The 18,828-nt window shown below is 40.9% G+C and carries 14 protein-coding genes; 11 read left to right on the top strand and 3 right to left on the bottom strand.

What is annotated here, in order from left to right:
* The first annotated feature begins 58 nt into the window (after positions 1–58).
* The 3 genes from PSH50_RS06170 (at position 59) to PSH50_RS06160 (ending at position 4,009) form a co-directional block, all read left to right on the top strand.
* The gene (locus PSH50_RS06170) at positions 59–757 is read left to right on the top strand and encodes an NUDIX domain-containing protein (protein ID WP_273587194.1); all 699 of its coding nucleotides are present in this window, start codon (positions 59–61) and stop codon (positions 755–757) included.
* 19 nt (positions 758–776) lie between these two features.
* Complete coding sequence (locus tag PSH50_RS06165; RefSeq protein WP_273587195.1) at positions 777–3,473, top strand: AAA domain-containing protein; 2,697 nt, start codon at positions 777–779, stop codon at positions 3,471–3,473.
* A 62-nt stretch (positions 3,474–3,535) separates the two neighbouring features.
* Entirely contained in the window at positions 3,536–4,009 is a 474-nt protein-coding gene (locus PSH50_RS06160) for a hypothetical protein (RefSeq protein WP_273587196.1), read from the top strand.
* Positions 4,010–4,090: 81 nt separating this feature from the next.
* On the opposite strand, the gene PSH50_RS06155 is transcribed toward PSH50_RS06160, so the two are convergent.
* The 3 genes from PSH50_RS06155 to PSH50_RS06145 all read right to left on the bottom strand — a co-directional run bounded on the left by PSH50_RS06155 (position 4,091) and on the right by PSH50_RS06145 (position 7,782).
* Positions 4,091–4,858, bottom strand: a complete 768-nt coding sequence (locus tag PSH50_RS06155) for a DUF6515 family protein (protein WP_273609399.1) — start codon at positions 4,856–4,858, stop codon at positions 4,091–4,093.
* Between the two features lie 435 nt (positions 4,859–5,293).
* On the bottom strand, positions 5,294–6,586 hold the full coding sequence (locus PSH50_RS06150) for a YHYH protein (protein ID WP_273609398.1): 1,293 nt from the start codon (positions 6,584–6,586) through the stop codon (positions 5,294–5,296).
* A gap of 299 nt (positions 6,587–6,885) precedes the next feature.
* Positions 6,886–7,782: a LysR family transcriptional regulator gene (locus tag PSH50_RS06145; protein WP_039972407.1), complete on the bottom strand. Its 897-nt coding sequence runs from the start codon at positions 7,780–7,782 to the stop codon at positions 6,886–6,888.
* 172 nt (positions 7,783–7,954) lie between these two features.
* Here PSH50_RS06145 and PSH50_RS06140 point away from each other — a divergent pair, with 172 nt between their 5' ends.
* From PSH50_RS06140 to PSH50_RS06105, 8 genes are all read left to right on the top strand, one after another.
* Entirely contained in the window at positions 7,955–9,292 is a 1,338-nt protein-coding gene (locus PSH50_RS06140; RefSeq protein ID WP_273609397.1) for an MATE family efflux transporter, read from the top strand.
* A 167-nt stretch (positions 9,293–9,459) separates the two neighbouring features.
* Complete coding sequence (locus tag PSH50_RS06135; protein WP_055252901.1) at positions 9,460–9,987, top strand: acyloxyacyl hydrolase; 528 nt, start codon at positions 9,460–9,462, stop codon at positions 9,985–9,987.
* A gap of 116 nt (positions 9,988–10,103) precedes the next feature.
* Complete coding sequence (locus PSH50_RS06130) at positions 10,104–11,465, top strand: TolC family protein (RefSeq protein ID WP_273609396.1); 1,362 nt, start codon at positions 10,104–10,106, stop codon at positions 11,463–11,465.
* The gene (locus PSH50_RS06125) at positions 11,462–12,607 is read left to right on the top strand and encodes an efflux RND transporter periplasmic adaptor subunit (protein WP_273609395.1); all 1,146 of its coding nucleotides are present in this window, start codon (positions 11,462–11,464) and stop codon (positions 12,605–12,607) included. Before PSH50_RS06130 ends, PSH50_RS06125 begins: the two co-directional genes overlap by 4 nt.
* A complete protein-coding gene (locus PSH50_RS06120; protein WP_273609394.1) occupies positions 12,607–15,792 on the top strand; it encodes an efflux RND transporter permease subunit in 3,186 nt (1,061 codons plus the stop codon). Before PSH50_RS06125 ends, PSH50_RS06120 begins: the two co-directional genes overlap by 1 nt.
* Positions 15,792–16,475, top strand: coding sequence for a response regulator transcription factor (locus PSH50_RS06115; RefSeq protein WP_029772931.1), 684 nt, complete (start codon positions 15,792–15,794; stop codon positions 16,473–16,475). The genes PSH50_RS06120 and PSH50_RS06115 overlap by 1 nt, the downstream gene beginning before the upstream one ends.
* On the top strand, positions 16,472–17,758 hold the full coding sequence (locus tag PSH50_RS06110) for a HAMP domain-containing sensor histidine kinase (protein ID WP_273609393.1): 1,287 nt from the start codon (positions 16,472–16,474) through the stop codon (positions 17,756–17,758). Before PSH50_RS06115 ends, PSH50_RS06110 begins: the two co-directional genes overlap by 4 nt.
* A 219-nt stretch (positions 17,759–17,977) precedes the next feature.
* Complete coding sequence (locus tag PSH50_RS06105) at positions 17,978–18,730, top strand: hypothetical protein (RefSeq protein WP_273609392.1); 753 nt, start codon at positions 17,978–17,980, stop codon at positions 18,728–18,730.
* The last annotated feature ends 98 nt before the right edge of the window (positions 18,731–18,828 follow it).

Raw genomic sequence — 18,828 nt, 5'->3', positions numbered from 1 at the left:
TATTGAAATGCGTTTAATTTATTGTGTCACTAAGACCTTAACTTGATGTGAGCGTGCTGTGATTAACCATTACGATATTACCGAATACAAAAACCCATTATTTACAGTCGATAGTGTGTTATTTACTGTTAAAAAAGGTGCTCTAAAAGTACTAATGGTTAAGCGTGCGAGTGAGCCATTTGCAGGGCGGTGGGGGCTACCCGGTGGGTTTGTCGACGTAGATATTGACGATAGCGTAAGTATGACTGCGCTTAGAAAGCTTAAAGAAAAAACCAGTGTGGCGCCTCAATATTTAGAGCAGTTACAGACATACTCAGGCATTAATCGCGATCCTCGAGGGTTTAGTGTCACTTTAGTTTATTTTGCTTTAATTGCAGAGGCGCAAGTATCAACCCATATAGAAACGGTTGATGATGCAAAGTGGATAGATATAGATGAGGTAAATAATTTGCCAGTGGCTTTTGATCACAAGTATATTATTGAGCAAGCTAAAGCTCGTTTAAAACAAAAGGCATTGTACTCAATGGCGCCGGTTTATTGTTTGCCAGAGCATTTTACCGTAGGGCAATTTAAGTCAGTCATTGAAACTATTATAGGTAAACCTGTTCAGCGTAAAAGTATAATAAGGCGCATTGAAGCTTCTGGTATGTTTGAAACACTAGATGAAAAAGTTAAATCTGGCGGTCGCTTAGCACAGTTATACAAAGTAAAAGCCGGCGTTGATATTGTAAATTTCGAACGTAATTTAAGTGTCTAACTTTAAATGGAATTAAATTTTGAGTAGTAAAAACGTCCTGTCGTATTATCGCGATTGCTACAAAGAAGATAGCGCGGATTTAAATTTATGGAATCTAAATAAATTAAAAAAAGAGGATCGCTTTGTTCTTCAAGGCCGAGATGATTTAGGTTCTGGATTTTTACCACGTCTTCCAATTCCTGCAGATTTTGCTAAGCAAATGATGAAGCGTGTAGAGGTGTATCAACGCGAACGGGTACTACTTTATGCACGCTTTATATTCGTTGGTAACATAGAAGTTAAGGGCGAGATAAAGCAGGTTGTTTCGCCTATTTTATTTAATGAAGCCGTTATTGAAAAAGATCAGGGTGACTATTACTTTTCTCTTACTGATACTCAACCGGATATAAATGAATCATTAACTCAACTATTAATACCACAGGGTAACAAGCTTACAAGTATCGATGAAACGGCTGATATTCAGTCAGCTTATTTTTGGACCTCATTATTGAAAGAAAGCCCGATAGCGCTGAACCTATTTGAGCTTTTAAACTACCCTGAACTTGCTGATTCTGACGAAATAAAAAAAGCCTTAAAAAGTAAAACCCCAACACTTTTACCTGCTTCTATACTGGTTTTTGTTGAGCGCTCAAATAGTAGCCGGGGTGTGCTGCATGAGCTAGAAGAAATCATTGAATCAGATAAACTATCACCGCCTATTAACGGTTTAATTGACGCTTTGAAGCCTTCAATTAAAAATAAAAACTTGAAATACGATTATTTGCCTGGGTTATTATCAGCTTCGCAAAAGAAAGTTACCTCAATTGCCGCAAATATTAATTTAGGGTGTGTTTCAGGACCGCCAGGTACGGGGAAAAGCTACACAATTGCAGCGATCGCAGCCGAACATATGGCGCGAGGAGAGTCGGTGCTTATTGTAGCAAACAATAATCCCGCACTGGATGTAATAGCCGATAAACTTGATGAAAACTTTGGGCTAAGCGATGTATCCATACGCGCCGGACAAAAAGAATTTTTAAAAAAATTAAAAGATTATATTGCCGATTTATTAGCAGGGTACTTAGCGGATGAACAAGATAACCCCGCGCTTATTGAGTCTGAACTAAACAAGCTAAATACCTCATTAAATGAATTAGAACTGCGCTTTAGTCAGTTTTGCCACCGAGCCATAATTAGAGGTAAAAGACTCAAAAATCTTGAAGATAAGAATATCGAATGGCTTAGCAATTTATACATTAAATTTGCTCGTCGTGGTATTAAGCAATTAGCAAAGCAGTGGTCTTCGTTAGAGCAAATAAATACCCAACAACTTAAAAGAGAAAAACTGGCGAGTAGTTATTTAAGCGCGTTAAAAAATAAAAACCTTAAAGCGCTAATTGATACTCAGCGTAAATCGTTAAACGCATTTAACCAAGCTATTCGTAGTCGCACATCTAAAAGACAGTTTGAGCTTTTTGATAATATAGAATACGAGGCTTTATTATCGGCTTTTCCGGTGTGGCTCGTAAGTTTAAATACCTTGTATAGAGTACTACCGTTAAAAGCCGAAATGTTCGACTTAGTTATTATTGACGAAGCGACACAATGTAACATCAGTAGTTGTTTACCAGCACTTTATCGCGCAAAAAGAGCGATTATTGTCGGTGATACTAAGCAGTTAAAACATTACTCTTTTTTGGCAAAAAACAAAGAAGCCCAACTTATGTCTAAGAATAATGTGAGCTTTAGCGATAAAGGCGTTATGAGCTATCGTGATAACTCTATTCTAGATCTGACCTTAAATGCATTAAACGATAATAAACAACTGGCATTTTTAGATGAACATTTTAGAAGCAAGCCTGAGTTAATTAATTTTAGTAACGAACATTTTTATCAATCAAAGTTAAAAATAATGCAGCACAGACCTTGTACAAGTACGGGTAACTTACTGGTACAACGTGTTAATGGAACTCGAGATAGTTCAGGTATTAATCATCTTGAGGCGAGCAGTATTATAAACACGATTAAGCAACAAATTGATGATGATAAAAGCGCAGGGATCAGCCATAGCATTGGGGTTGTTTCGCCTTTTAGAAGCCAAGCTGATTATATTACCAAAGAGATAGAAACTCACTTTAATGAAGCTGAGATAATAAAGTATAAACTGAGATCTGCCACTCCATTTGGTTTTCAAGGCGAGGAGCGAGACATTATGCTTATCTCTTTTGCGCTAGATAATAATGCTAAAAGAGCTGCGGCTTATATTAATAAAGCAGATGTATTTAATGTGTGTATTACACGAGCGAGGCAAAAACAATGTGTATTTTTATCAATAGATGAAACGCAATTGCCAGAGCATTATTTACTAAGACGTTATATAAGTTCAATAACGCAGTTTGAAGCAGCTCACAATGTAACCTCTGATATTGATAAATTTCAGCAAAGAGTTATCTGCGAATTAACTAGTTTAAAAATAGAAACGTGGGCTGGTTACACGATAGCCGGAACGGATGTTGATATTCTTTGTCGGTATAATGGACGATATCTTGCGATTAATTTAATTGGCTTTCCAGGGCCATGGGCTGATTTTTTTGAGCTCGATACCTATAAATTATTTAGCCGCGCTAATATTGATATACTGCCAATAAGTTATGGATTATGGGTTGTAGATAAAAGTACGTGTGTACAGCACATTATTAGTAAGCTTAGGGTGTGTGAAACGTACTCAATAATGTAAAAGGAATTAAAATGTTTATGTCCTTGTTAAAGCCTGAGTATGGGTACTATGGATTTTTATTTATGACCTTATTGGTCTTGTGTGGGTCAATAGAAGGATATTTACTGTCTTACAAGCAAAAAATTAGAGATAAAAGTATTTCTAACAACGCTAAAAAGATGAACATATCATTAGAGGAATCCACACAGCAAGATAATATTAAATACCGCAGGAAATTGGCTAAACGAGGGGGTGGGAAAGCATCACTAATATTTATATACGAAACAAGCTCATATCTTTTTGTTCTTTTTTTGTTGATATTTCCTTTTATTTTAGCAGTTTATATCCCCATAGTTTTATTTTTTGCAGATAATTACTTTTATCAATTTTTCATTAACTTTATTATTTGGGTAGCTTATTTTTTTCTATTCGCTTTATATTTAAAGTTAAATGATAGTGGTGGAATCCTTCTTATTACAGGCATTATGGCATTTTCGGGCTTTTTTCTAGCTAGTTCATTAGCGGTCACTGTTAGGTGGTTAATGGGTGTGTTTTAGTAATTAAGGTGCATCCTAGATCGGGTTACATTGAATAAAAAGCTCAGCAGTTAAGTGCTGAGCTTTTAAAATTTATTACTATTACCCTAAATTTATCGCTAAATATTTTATTTCGTCACCGTTTATTTGCGGTAAAAAATAAATATCTTGGTACTTAAAATATTGTTGATCGTTAATCGTGACTGCCTCTGCCGAAATAGGGAGGGTGTCGTAGGTTTGCCCTAAATCATAATTTTTAGCACTGCCTACCTTAATAGCCTGATTAACCATTATTTTAGGCTCATCAACTACTCTATAACCATTATTATCTGCCACGTAATATACATTTTGGTAGGTATAGTAAGTGGTATTATGGCGTTTAAAGTGTGAATAATGCCTTGGTAGTGAGCGTATTCTTAAGCCTCTTGGTGGCTTAACTACGTGGTAGCCTCTTTTTGCTTTTCTGTAGTAAATACCATCACTAAATGTAAACGTAATGCCATTAAATCTGATTGAAGCACTATTGCGCGGTAAATGATTAAAATAATGCCCAGGCCGGTAGGTCACTACGTTGTGGCGATTATGTCTAAAATAATTACGAGTGCGTTGCTGCTGTTTGTAATGGGCAACTTTGCGCTTTTGCTCTTTGTGGTGCTCGCGTTTGGCTTGTTTGCGCTCTTTACGGTCGTTTTTTTTATATTCTATACGCTGTTTTTTGTCATCGCGGCGCTCATCTCGTTTGTATTCGATGCGTTTTGCGCGCTCATTATTAAAACTTTTTGCGTGTTCTCGCTCATTGGGTGCTGCATATGCAGCGCCAGATACTGCACTTATGGCAAGTAGAGCAGGGAGTAATTGAGTCAGTTTCATACTAGTGCCTCGTGTATGTTGTTACATAACTGGGTTCAATACTAGCGCTTTAAACTGAATGGTAACTGACATGTAACCGATAACAGGGGCGTGTTTACAGCTTTTTACTAACGTTTACTGTTCTTGACACAAGCCAACGTTTTCTCACACTTTTGACGATTTTAGGAACTTTTATAGGCTATAAGTTGCGTAACTAATTGTTACGGCAAGTGCTTTTAACACTTAACGTAATTTATAATTAGCCTGAATTTGGATAATAAATCTATCTCGAGCAGCTATTTTCAGTGCTAACCGCGCTTAATTTACTTGCAATAGGCCAGCTATTGACGCGTAAATTTGCCTTATTTTCACTGAAAGTTTCTAGCTAGAGAAAATAAACTTAAATATCACCATGGTTCAATATGTTAGTAAATCTCTAACCAGAGTTTAGGTTAATTAGCGTTTAGGTTTTTCGGGTAGGGCTGCTTTTAATTGCTCCAGTTTTACGTTAAGTGCCTTTGCTACAACCGTTAAATCGGCATTAGGTCCGCCGGCTTTTTGCATTGCTTGCATAAGCACTTCTTCGCTAACGCCTAGTTTGTTAGCAGCCTCAGCAAACCCCGGTGGTGACATGCCGCCGTTAGGGCCACCCGCTTTTGGAGCGCCACCAGGTGGTTCATGGCGAGATATTTCAGTGCCTTCAGGTGGCTTGGCCCCTACACCCGCTTGTGCTGTGGTCGTAAAGTTGTTTTGTGCAACCACGCCTTTTAAGCACTTAGGTAAGTTAGGGAATGTATTACTTGCATGGTAGTGGTAAGTAACTATGCCGCTTTCACCCACGGGGCCTGTGTGGCCATTACAGCTATCAAGCTCGGTTGGGGATGTACCATCAATTTCTTGGCTTCCGTAAATTGGGTAGCCATCAAAGCCATAACCAAATAGGGCGCTTGGCTTTTGCGCTAAATTATTACAGTTGGCGTTTACATGTTCGTGTTTATATACGCTGTCTATATCACTGGCGGTGCCGTGGTAGTGGTACCAACCGCCTGGATCAATATGACCTGCGCACGTATCAAGCGCGGGTAAATGCCTAGTATGTTGCACACTTGGCGCATCCGAAAAAATAGGCACACCCGCAAGCGCTATACCCACTTTAGATACAGTGCCCAGCGCTGTTGATTGCTCAGACATAACAGGGTGCAGTGGTAAAAGGGCGGTAATTTCTACGCTTTTATCTACCGATACATTAATACATGCATGATCAACTGTTGGGCGAATGGTCGCGTTATCAACAATATGCACATTGCCGTCTTCATCGTAAAAGGTAAAACCTTGCTCGTTAAGCATGGTTAAAAATGCTTTATCTAACCTATATAGCCCCGCATCGGTGCCATCCCAATCCCAAATTCCGCCTACGTCGTCGAGTGTTTCTGGGCAAAAAGGGCCGACTTCAATGTTGTCGGGCTGATATTTTAAAACAATCTGAGCACACTGAGTTTGTAAGCCGTTTTCAAGCGTACACTCTACAGTTTGTGGCAGCTTTACCATGGCTTTAATATTAAATTCATCGGTATTTATAAGCGTGTTTTTAGCGCTTTTGGTTTCTGGGGAGGCAGGTGTACTTTCGCTTTTTATCTGCTCGCCACATGCAGTTAAAAGTACCGTGGCACTAAGCAGGCAAAATGCGAGCTTAGTTTTTGTAGTGTTAACGCTAGGCGCTTTTAAACGACTTCGTTTAATTGTTGTCATACTTACCCCAAAACGATTTATATACGTAGGTTTTAGTATGGCAATAAATTGTGCAAATAAAATGAAAGTTTTAAAAGAGTTATTGATATGTTTGAGATGCATGGCTAGCTTTTAATTAACATTATTGGGAGTTGTTATTAAGTTATTTAATAAACTTACACGATTAAATACGAAGTATAAAAGTACAAGTTAGCAACTGCTGTTTTTACTTGCCCAAGGTTTACCAATAAAGCTCCATATATTTAAAGCGTAAAAAGCACAAACCTAGGTTTGTGCTTTTATATTTTACGGTTAAATAATTATATTTTTTCCCAGTAGGGTTCGTCACCAAAGTAGCCGCTAAAGTAGTCTATAAAAGCCCTTACTTTTGGCGCTAATAAACGCGAACTTGGGTAAACACTCCAAATAGCGGTGTCGGATGCAAGTGGGTAGTCTTGTAAAATTTGTACCAGCTCACCACTTTGTAGTTTTTTATAGGCACACCAGCTCGACATTAACGTAATACCTAAGCCTTGCACGCACGCATCGCGCACCGCTTCACCGTTATCAGCTTGTAATACGTTATTGGTTTTAATGTTTTGTGTGCCCTCGGGTGTAATAAACGACCACGTAGTTAAACCATGTAAATTAACACAGGTATGATTTTTTAAATCTTGCGGTGTTGTTGGGGTGCCGTGTTTTGCAAGGTAATTAGGCGATGCGCAAATTAAGCGTTTATCGCGGGCAACCTTTCGGGCTATAAGGGTTGAGTCGTTTAATGCGGCGTCGCGTATTGCTATATCAAAACCACCGCCGACCATATCAATAATGCTATCGCTTAAGCGTAAATCAATTGTCAGGTCGGGGTATTGCTCAATAAATCCAGCCAATGCAGGAATAATATGCATACGCCCGAACGAAGCAGGGGCGGTAATGCGCAATTTTCCTTGTGGAGTTACACTGCCTATACCTACCGAGGCGCGCGCCATTTCAACATTGGCAAGCACTTCCTCGGCGTGGGGTAAAAAAGCTTGCCCCTCTTCGGTTAGCGATACTTTTCGGGTTGTACGATGAATAAGTTTAACGCCGAGTGTTTCTTCAAGCTTATTCATTTGGGCACTAGAAACCGCAGCCGACAAACCTAACTCCTTGCCAGCTAAGCTAATATTATGTGTTGTTGCGATTCTGACAAACAGATTTAAATGGGCAATGTTCATTATCAAATTTTTCAATAAACTGATTATTTAAACAACTATATTATCAATACTTAGTTGTGTAAATATACTAGCAGCTTATTCATTGTGACTTTTCCTGTGGCGCTTACTATAAGCGCCTTTTTTTTCGGTATTTTTCTCGTTTAAATTTTTAAGTTTAGAGTGAGCCTGCCTTATGAGCCGTAATACATCATTACTTTTAAAGTATTTATTTAAGCAAACTTGGCCTATGTTGGTTGGCTTGTTTTCTATTATGGGAAGCCAGCTGGTTGATAGTATTTTTATTGCTAAGCTAGGCGCTGAGCCGCTCGCTGTAGTTGCCTTTAGTATTGCTATTTTTCAGGTAATTGTGGGAGTACAAGTAGGCTTAGGTATTGCGGCAACTGCGACCATTTCTACTGCACTTGGGGAAAATAAAGTTAACTACGCACGCTACTTAGGTAGTTTAATCGTATTTATTGGCACCGTAATAGTAACGCTATTGTGCTTGGCGTTGTGGCTTTTTCAGCAGTCTATAATTTTAGTGCTGGGTGCAACGCCTTCGTTATTTAATTTAACCGAGCTTTACTGGTTGCCTTGGCTAATAAGCTGCTGGCTTGGAGCGCTGCTTTATTTTGGTTACAGCATTTGCCGTGCTCATAACGAAACCTTATTGCCTGGGCGAATTATGGTGCTAACCAGTGTGTTAAATATAGGGCTCGATCCATTGTTTATGTTTACCTTTGATATGGGGTTAGCGGGTGCTGCATGGGCAAGCTGTGTTGCTTTTGCAATAGGCTTAGCAGTGGTGTTTTACACGCTTATTAAACGAGAACTTGTAACCTTTGACGTTTTAAAAAACCGCACCGATCAGGCAATAAAAGCCATTGCAAAAATGATGGCACCGGCTTTACTTTCACAGTTTATTCCGCCTATTTCAGCCATGATAGTAACTGCACTGATTGCCGCGTATGGTGGGTTTGCTGTAGCAGCTTGGGGGCTTGCAAACCGTATTGAATACATTGCGATTATTTTAATTTTAGCGCTTACCATGGCGCTGCCCCCCATTGTTGGAAATTTAAAAGGGCGGGGCGAGCTTAGGCAAATATTAAGCGTAGTAAAACTTGCGTGCGGTTTTGTAATTGGCATACAAATTTTATTAGCGGTTATTATGCTAGGTGTGGCTAACCCGCTTGCAAATGCGCTTAGCAATAATAGTGAAATAGTAGCTAACCTAACAGATTACTTTGCATTTGTGCCCCTGAGCTACGCGGCTTTGGGTGTATGTATGATCACGGTATCGGTATGTAACGCGCTGGGCTTTGCGACCACGGCCTTATTTATCTCCATATTGCGGCTATTTTTGTGTTACTTACCACTACTTTGGTTAGGCTCGTATTTTTACGGTTTAACAGGGTTATTTATCGGTATGGCATGCGGTAATACCTTGTCGGGTATTGTGGGTTGGAAGCTTTTTAAGCAGCAATATAAGCGATTAACAACACACGTTAGCGTGCGCTCAAGCACTGTTTAATTATCAATATATTGAAGAAAGTTATTCCACTTAAATTGCAATTATCAAAATAGTTAAATGCAATTAGTATGCACCTCATTGAATCATTGCTTAATCTATAGCAGCTAAATTTGCTGTGTTTAGGTCAAGCAATTGCAATAAAAATAGAGCTGCTTGAGGTGAATAACATGAAACTTTATAAATTGTTTTTAATAGCTATAACGCTATACGCAGGCGCTGCAACGGCTGCACAAGATTACTTTTCGATGAGCTATATTCAAGGTGAAGGAGACGTGCGAGGGATTAAGGTGGCTTATCAATATGCCTTAGATTACCAAATAGAAGGCTTTGAAGAGCTAGAGATTTACCTAGAAGCCAATGCCAACTTTTTTGAATACGATGACCCAAAACGCTATGACGCTAATTTAGGCTTATCGCTTTCGCCTGTTATTTTTTATCCTATTGGCAGTGTGGCTGGGAACCGCGTTTTTGCCGAGTTTGGTATTGGTTTAAGCCTATTAGACGACACTAAATTTGCGGGAAAAAACATAAGCACACATTACCAGTTTGAAGACCGCCTAGGCATTGCCATGAAATTTGGTGAGGCTGAGCAACACAGCGTGTCGCTTAAGTATTTTCATTATTCAAACGCTGGTATTAAAAAGCCTAACCCAGGCCTCGATTTTATATCGCTAAGCTACTCACGCGCACTTTAAATATTACTACCTCAGTGAAAAATACTTCACTGAGGTTTTTAGTTAACCCCTTTTAACCCATCCTTAACCCTTGCCCTAATACACTGTGTGTAATGATGTAAATTAGGTACAGTTAAATGGTTTATTTTAAAAAGCGCTCAACGGTTTTATTGCTTGCACTTAGCTGCACGCTTGCTGCGTGTAGTAGCCAGCCAAGCTATACAGGTAATAGCACCGAGCAATCGCTAAAGCAGCATGCAAATTGGCAATACACACAAGATGATGCAACCGAGGTAAGTTATATCACTGATTTAGTGAATATAGCGGGGCTTGATTCGCTTATTAACCAAGCCGTTGCAAATAATCCTTCATTTAACCAGGTGCATGTGGCGCTAAAACTTGCCTATGCACAGCACGATGTTACCGCAGCAAGCCAGTGGTTTAGTGTAGATGCCGATTTTGACGCTCAGCGCAACGAAACAACTGGCACACAGTACAGCTCATCACTAGGGGTTAGCTGGGAGGCCGACGTATGGCAAAAAATTGCTGATAACGTAGCCGCGCAAGACATGACCATAGCCAGTAATCAGGCCACTTACCAAGGCGCTAAAGACACCTTAGTAGCCAGCGTGATGCGCACGTATTTAAACATTATTTTGCAGCAAGATTTACTTAACATTGAGCAGCAGCGCTTAACGGTTTTAGAAAATAACGAGCAAAGCATTGTTGAGCGTTACCAATACGGCTTAGGTGATTTAGAAGCCCTTGATACCGCGCGTACAAATACCGCTTCTACCCGAGCCACTATTGCCGATTACCAAGAGCAAATAGCGCAAGCTAAACGTGCTTTAGTATTATTAGTGGGCGTTGATAAACTTGAAAACTTACCTACTACCTCTGTTTTACCTGAGGTTATTGAGCCGCTAAGGGCGCTACCAGAGCAAGATTTAGCGCGTCGCCCCGATTTACAAAGTGCCTATTACAATATTCAATCTAAACGTTATTTAGTGGATGTAGCTTACAAAGATTTACTGCCAAGCATTACGCTTTCGGCATCGCTTAGCGATTTAGCAGCCACACCCAGCCAAGCATTATTAACCAGCCCAGTTTGGAACTTATTAGGCAGTTTAAGTGCGCCGTTGTTTCAAGGCGGGGCACTTCGTGCACAAGTTGATATTGCAAAATTAAATGCCGAACAAGCCTTTTGGGAATACCAAGACACGCTACTTAGCGCCGTAAACGAAGTAGAAAATGCACTAGGCCAAGAGCAATCATTAACACAGCAGCAGCTACAAATTAGTAAAGCACTTGCCAGTGCTAAGCGCAGTTATAGCAACTACCAAAGCAAATACCAGCAAGGTTTGGTTGATATTTTAGACTTACTAACCGTGCAGCAGCAGGTGTACGACCTACAAGCTCAGCTTAGCCAAATAAATTACACCCTTTTAACTAACCGTATAGATTTAGGCCTTGCCTTGGGCCTTGGAGTATCGTCATGAAAATTTCGCCAGTACCTGTTGTTGTAACTCTTGTTGCCATTGTTTGTATAGGGCTTGCTATTTCATATAACGGCCAAAAAATGGCGCAGCAAGCAAATGGCCCTAAGCCTGGGCCGGCTAAATCTGTGGCACCCAATGTATCGGTTATTAACGCTGTGCCAAGTACGTATCAAGCCTATGTTAGCGGCCACGGTGAGGCTAAAGCACACTGGGCACTTAGCTTAAAAGCACAAGTTAAGGGCGAAATAACGAATATGAGCGAGCAATTTGCTACCGGTAATGTAGTTAAAAAGGGCCAAGTGCTTGCACAAATAGATAACACCGAATACTTACAAGCAGTTGCGAGCGCTAAAGCCACATTGGCAGATGCCAAACTTGCCCTACAAGAAGAGCAAAACTTAGGAAACCAAGCAAAGCGTGAATGGCAGCGCTCGGGTGTAACACAAGCACCAAGCTCGCCTTTAGTATTTAGAACGCTACAGCTAGAAGCCGCCCAAGCAACGGCCGATAACGCCCAATACGCACTACAAACTGCGCAGCGTGATGAAAAAAACACCCATATAAGTGCGCCGTTTGATGCTGTTATTTTATCGCGCGATGTAGATTTAGGTACTTACGTAAGCATTGGCGATACACTGGCTACATTAAACAGCACCGACAAAGTAGAAATTAGCGTACCGCTTTCATTAAGCCAATGGCAAAACCTGGCAAGCGATAAGTCGGGCGAGGTTATTTTAAGTGATGTAACAACACAGAATCAGTGGCAAGGTTACATTGCTCGTTTTGAGCAGCATCTTGACGATAACTCTCGCCAGCGCAGTGTAGTGGTTGCGCTAGACAAACCTTTTGAGCAAGCAACACCATTGTTACCAGGTACATTTTTAGCGGTACAAATTGCCGGTAAAGCGCTTAACAACGTAATTAAATTACCCGCCTCAGCAGTATCGCAAGAGGGCTTAATTTGGTACGTAAACGAGCAAAACACGTTAATGAGCATTCAAGCGCAAAAACTATTTGAGCGCGGTGATTACGTTTATATCTCTCCTATTGAAGGACACACTAATTTACGTGTAGTGGCTCGCCCACTCGTAAGCTACTTAAACGATATGTTAGTAAACCCAATTGTTGAGGAGATGCCATAATGAGCCCGCATCAAGCACCGCAATTACCTAATAATACTAACCCTTTGCACGGCATTATTAGCTGGTTTGCTAACAACTCAGTGGCCGCCAATTTATTACTCATTAGCGTAATAGTAATGGGTATAATGTCGCTTTCTACTTTGCGTAAAGAGGCGTTTCCAAGCCTTGAGCCAGATACTATTTCGGTATCGGTGGTTTACGACAGTGGCGATGCCTTACAAGCAGAAGAAGGCATCGCCCTAAAAGTAGAAGAAGCCCTTGAAACCGTACCGGGTATTAAGCGCATTACCTCTACATCCGATGCCAGCGGCAGTCATGTAAGCATTGAGAAAAAAACCGATTACTCGCTTGATGAGCTACTCACCGATGTTAAAAACCAAGTTGATGCCATAAATAACTTTCCGGCAGATGCCGAAGAACCGGTGATCGACAAAGCGCGCAGGCAAGATCACGCATTAACTTTACAATTATTTGGTAATGCCGACCGCCATACTTTGCAAAACCTAGGTGAAAAACTAAAAGCCGATTTATTAGCTAAATCGGGCATTAGCGATGTAGAGCAATCGGGTGTGCTTGACCCTATGATATCGGTAGAAATCGACGAAGGCAAACTACAAGCCTACGGCTTAACTATTAGCGATGTAAGCGAGGTGATTAACAACGAATCATCGAGCCCGCTTTCTACTAGTTTGCGCGATAGCAATAAAATTATGCGCCTAAAAGCGGCAGAACAAGCTTACTGGCAGCGCGACTTTGCCAATATAGTGTTACTTACAACGCAATCAGGCACACAAATTAAATTAGGTGATGTAGCAACCGTTACCGACACATTCGCAGAAGATACCAACTCACTAAGTCGTTATAACCAGGAAAATGCCGTAGGCATTGAAATTTTAATGGATGAAAATAGCGATATAACCACCATAGTTGAGCAAGCACAAAGCGTAATTGATACATGGCACGAGCGCGGCTTATTACCGCAAAATGTAGAGCTTGAAAGCTGGCACGACAAAAGCACCATGATCACCGGGCGCCTATCGCTGCTTACTAAAAATGCCGTAACCGGTATTATTATGGTGTTTGTTATTTTAGCGATATTTTTAAATGTACGCGTTGCACTATGGGTTGCAGGTGGCTTGCCATTTGTATTTTTTGGCACACTGTACTTTATGACCGACAGCTACACCGCACTGACCATAAATGAAATGACCACCTTTGGTTTTATTATGGCGCTGGGGATCGTGGTCGACGATGCCGTGGTTGTAGGGGAGAGTATTTACACCACTCGCAAAAAACACGGCGACACCCTTAATAACACGATTTTAGGCACCATGAAGGTGGCTGTACCTACCATATTTGGCGTATTAACCACGGTAGCTGCGTTTGTTGCGCTTTCGAATGTATCTGGCAATTTAGGTAAAATTTACTCTCAGTTTGCAACCGTAGTGACGATTTGTTTACTGCTTTCGGTTGTTGAATCAAAACTTATTTTACCGTCTCATTTAGCCCACGTAAGTACTAAACGTCAGTTAAAGTCGGGTCTTAGTGGCTTGTGGTCAAAGGTGCAGCATGGCGCCGACAGCGGTCTAACTTGGTTTAGCGATAAAGTGTACCGCCGCGTTATTGAATACTCGTTACGATTTAGATACGCCATTGTTGCTGCATTTGTGGCCTTTTTTATTCTGGTTGTTGGTATGCCTATGACCGGTGCAGTAAAAGTAGGTTTTTTCCCAAGTATTGCCGGCGATACCGTAACCGCTGAGCTTGTTATGCAAAACGATGCAGCGTATGGGCAAACTAATAAAAACTTGTTAGCGCTTGAGCAAAGTGCACTACAAGCCCAGCAAAATTTAATGGATAAGTTTGACTCGCAAGAGAGCGAAATAACGAGCTTACAATTAGTGAGCAGTAGCGATACTAGCGGTACGGTAAGTGTTGAGCTATTAAACGAGGGCGACTTTACAGCAAGCGAATTTGCACAAGAATGGCAGCGCCTTGCCGGTATGCCAGAGGGCAGCAAAAAACTACAAGTATTGGCTACACGTAAAATGGTCGATAACTTTAAAGTAGAATTAAAAGCCTGGGATGACGAAACCGTAATGGCCGCAGGCGCATTGTTCAAAGAGCGCTTACAAAATACTGCTGGTGTTAATGGCATAGACGATAATTTAAACCCAGGTCAGCCACAGCTTAAATTTACCTTAAACGCACAAGGGCGCGCCTTAGGTATGGATACGGCGAGCCTATCAGAGCAGGTTTTACAAGCTTTTGGTGGAGCAATTGTACAGCGTTACCAGCGCGATAAAGACGAAGTAAAAGTACGTGTGCGTTACCCAGAAAACGCCCGTAAAACACCAGCCGATATAATGCAATCGCGTATTAGGTTACCCGATGGCACTGTAGTACCTTTGGTTAACGTAGCCAATATAAGTAGCGAATACCAGCAAGATGAAATAACCCGTATTGATGGCCTACGTGCAATTTACTTAAGCGCACAAGTAGATAAAAACATTGTGGTATCTAACGAATTAGTTGCTAACTTAAGCCGCGATTTAGTACCTGAGCTTAACGCGCAATTTCCTAACTTAAGTATTCACTTTGCCGGAGAAGCCGAAGAGCAAGACGAAACAACAGGCTCAATGGCCACTATGTTTATAGCCGCGTTATTAGTTATTTACGTATTGCTGGCGATTCCACTTAAATCGTACATTCAACCTATGTTGATTATGGTGGCGATTCCCTTTGGTATTGTGGGTGCTATTTTAGGCCATTGGTGGAACGACTTAACCATCAGCATACTTTCTTTAAATGGTATTTTGGCGCTCAGTGGGGTGGTTGTAAACGACAGCCTATTATTGGTATCGCGCTTTAACGAGCTGGTAAAAGATGAAGGCATGAGCACGCACGATGCCATTGTAGAGTCGTGCACAAGCCGCCTGCGCGCGGTAATGCTTACCTCAATTACAACCTATGCGGGCTTAGTGCCGTTATTAAGCGAAACCTCAATGCAGGCACAGTTTTTAATCCCTGCTGCGGCATCACTTGGTTATGGTATTTTGTTTGCCACGGTTATTACATTAATCCTTATTCCGGCATTATTAATGATTCAAATAGACATTAAGCGCTTACTTGCCAATGTGTTAGACTTTTTAAGTGGTAAACGCACCCAAGGAGCTGCCTCTTAATGATAAACGTACTACTGGTTGAAGACGACATAGACCTGGCAACAACAATTGTTGATTACCTCGATATAGAAGACATTGAGTGTGACCATGCAAGCAACGGCGTTTTGGGCTTAAATTTACTGCAAATTAATGATTATCAAATGATTATTTTAGATGTAAACATGCCCAAAATGGACGGCTTAACAATGTGCAAAACATTGCGTGAACAAGGTAAAGATATTCCGGTATTAATGTTGACCGCACGCGATAGCCTCGATAATAAACTTGAGGGCTTTGCCGCCGGTAGCGACGACTATTTAGTAAAACCCTTTGCCATGAAAGAGTTAGTAGCGAGGGTACAAGTACTGGCAAAGCGCAAAAGTGGTGAGGCAAAACGCCTCACCTTAGCTAATTTAAATTTAGATTTAGCAAAGCGCAGTGCCGATGTAGAGGGGCAAACATTAAAGTTATCGCCCATTGCATTTAAATTGCTAGAAACCTTAGTACGCCATGCGCCGCAGCCTGTTACGCGCAGTAGCATTATGCAAGCTATATGGGGCGAAGAGCAGCCCGACAGCAACAGTTTAAAAGTGCATGTGCATCATTTGCGCAAGCAATTAGAAGCAACCACACACCAAGTTACACTTGAAACCATTCCTAGTGTGGGCTTTGCAATAACAGCAAATGAAGGGCAACCACAATGAAAATAAGGCCTAGTTTAAGGCTCTACTTTTTTGCCAGTATGGTGGTGCTTAGCTCTGCTATGGCCATTGGCTTTTCGTTTTTAAGTGTAAATTACTTTATTGATGGGCTAGATAAAGGCTTAAACGGAGTTATGTTAAAGCTTTCGCAAACCACTGAAGTAAAGCCTGGGGAAACAAAAGAGCTGGTGGGCTTTAATATAGCAAGTCGCTGGGAAGACATGCCTGCGTCAATTCAGCAGCGTTTTAAAAAACCAACAGAGGTGGGGCTTTTACATAAAACAAAAGACAGGCCATCGATGTTTTCTATGCCGCAAAATTTATTTTTTGTGGTGTATTATCCAAACCCCGAAGGCGAGCCGCGTTATATATCGCGCATTATGCTCGAAAAAGACAAACCACAATTGCTCGCTAATATAGAGCCCGAACAACGCATGCTATGGATTGCCATTACAGGCATTGCTGCCATTGTGTTATTTGCGTTTTTTTTGTTTATGGTAATGAAAAAAATAGCCAAGCCAGTGGAGTCGTTAAGGGGTTGGGCTAAATCGTTAAACCAAACTAATCTACAGCAAACACCGCCCGATTTTACATATAACGAACTAAACACTTTAGCCACATTAATACGCAGCAGCTTACTTTCGGCGAATGAAAGCGTAGAGCGCGAGCAGCGCTTTTTAAGCTATGCCAGCCACGAGCTACGTACGCCAATTTCGGTTATTCGCAGTAACGTTGAGCTACTCAATCGGCTGAGCGAAAAAGCCCCGTTAAGTGATAAACAGCAGCTTACACTTGAGCGTATAGAGCGCGCCGGTTTAACCATGAGCGATTTAACCGATACGTTATTATGGCTAAGCCGCAACGAAGATCAGCAAAGTAGTCCAGAACCTGTAAACCTTAGTGATAAAATAACGACCCTGAGTAATGAGCTTAACTACCTGCTTAATGCTAAGCACGTTGAGGTGGTTTTAAACACCCAACAAGAGAGCGTTATTACCACCGATGCTACTGCGTGCCACATTGTACTGACTAATTTAATTCGTAATGCCTACCAACATACCCAATTTGGCCAAGTACATATTACGCAGCAAGGCAGTAAAGTGACTATTGTTAATTGTAGTAAGCAGGACGAGGCCCCTAAAGCGAGCTTGCCTTCAGCAAAACACGCCAGCATAGGGTACGGACTAGGCCTGCAATTAAGCGAAAAAATAATAAAACGCCACGGCTGGATTTACGATGTAAACGACAAGCCAGGGCGCTATGAAGTGGTGGTCGATTTTAGTTAGTTATTTGGTTAATTAGGTTTCAAGTATTAATAACCGCGCTAAGGCTTTTTATAAAGTGTTAGCGCGGTTTTTTGTGGTAGGTGTGAAGTTTAAAACTAGTGATAGTAAAGAGTTAAGTAATTTGATAAAACTGTATAAATAAAGGGACTACTGGGTTTCTGAATTTTAATTATTCGCGGTTCGCAAGTGGTTAAATTTCTATGGTTTGAGGGAGAGTATATGAGTGAAGATAACAAAAGTTTAGATGTATTGGGTGTAAAGCCCATAGCTGATTCTGTAAATACCGTAACAAAAGGAACTGTAGATGGTGCCTCTGCTTTTTTAAGTCGAATTTGTTTACCTGCTGCTGAAGAATTCGGATTGCTATTAAAAGATAAAGTTAGCTCATGGAGAGCAGAGAATGCAGTGAAAATTACTGATAAGGCTAAGAATATTTTAGAAAAAGAAGCTAGTGGGACAGTTGTATCTGCACATCCGAGAATTATTTATTCCACTATAGAGTATGGTTCGTGGGCTGAAGATGACTTTATGCAAAGCCTTTGGGCAGGTCTATTGGCATCTTCATGTACATCGGATGGGAAAGATGAGAGTAATATAATCTTGATTAACTTGCTAGCTCAATTAACTAGTAATCAAGCAAGAATTGTCTCCCATATTTGCGAGAATACAACAACGTATAAAGGTGGTGGAGGCTTCATTTGTAGCAACTGGTTCCATATGGAAGCTGAAGAGCTCCTTCAAGTTTCTGGTATTGAAGATATTCATCAATTAGATAGGGAGTTAGATCATTTACGTGGACTTGAACTTATAAACTCAGGCTTTGAACCAAATAATTTAAGAGCAGATGTCACTCCTCATTCACTCTGTCTCCAATTGTATGCTAGATCGCAGGGCTATGTAGGTTCTCCAATTGACTTCTACCAGGCAGTTGAAAAAACACCTGATAACTCAGATGATTGTGATGTTTGTTAGTTGTCGGACGGTGCTGCGCTTCAGACCTACGTTTTAAAACGGTTTAAAAGTGTATTAAAAAAGCGGCTTAACGCAATGAAGGTTAAGCCGCTTTTTTA

It is taken from the genome of Pseudoalteromonas sp. Angola-7 (assembly GCF_028599255.1).
Lineage (GTDB): Bacteria > Pseudomonadota > Gammaproteobacteria > Enterobacterales > Alteromonadaceae > Pseudoalteromonas > Pseudoalteromonas atlantica.
The sequence above is the reverse complement of the archived record's forward strand: the minus strand, read 5'-3'. Positions and strand labels throughout refer to the sequence as shown.

Bases quoted from the DNA above. Each gene is read 5' to 3' on its own strand.
- PSH50_RS06160 (WP_273587196.1), top strand. From the start codon at position 3,536: ATGACCTTATTGGTCTTGTGTGGGTCAATAGAAGGATATTTACTGTCT.
- PSH50_RS06105 (WP_273609392.1), top strand. From the start codon at position 17,978: ATGAGTGAAGATAACAAAAGTTTAGATGTATTGGGTGTAAAGCCCATA.
- PSH50_RS06135 (WP_055252901.1), top strand. From the start codon at position 9,460: ATGAAACTTTATAAATTGTTTTTAATAGCTATAACGCTATACGCAGGC.
- PSH50_RS06110 (WP_273609393.1), top strand. From the start codon at position 16,472: ATGAAAATAAGGCCTAGTTTAAGGCTCTACTTTTTTGCCAGTATGGTG.
- PSH50_RS06120 (WP_273609394.1), top strand. From the start codon at position 12,607: ATGAGCCCGCATCAAGCACCGCAATTACCTAATAATACTAACCCTTTG.
- PSH50_RS06115 (WP_029772931.1), top strand. From the start codon at position 15,792: ATGATAAACGTACTACTGGTTGAAGACGACATAGACCTGGCAACAACA.
- PSH50_RS06130 (WP_273609396.1), top strand. From the start codon at position 10,104: ATGGTTTATTTTAAAAAGCGCTCAACGGTTTTATTGCTTGCACTTAGC.
- PSH50_RS06155 (WP_273609399.1), bottom strand. From the start codon at position 4,858: ATGAAACTGACTCAATTACTCCCTGCTCTACTTGCCATAAGTGCAGTA.
- PSH50_RS06140 (WP_273609397.1), top strand. From the start codon at position 7,955: ATGAGCCGTAATACATCATTACTTTTAAAGTATTTATTTAAGCAAACT.
- PSH50_RS06125 (WP_273609395.1), top strand. From the start codon at position 11,462: ATGAAAATTTCGCCAGTACCTGTTGTTGTAACTCTTGTTGCCATTGTT.
- PSH50_RS06145 (WP_039972407.1), bottom strand. From the start codon at position 7,782: ATGAACATTGCCCATTTAAATCTGTTTGTCAGAATCGCAACAACACAT.
- PSH50_RS06150 (WP_273609398.1), bottom strand. From the start codon at position 6,586: ATGACAACAATTAAACGAAGTCGTTTAAAAGCGCCTAGCGTTAACACT.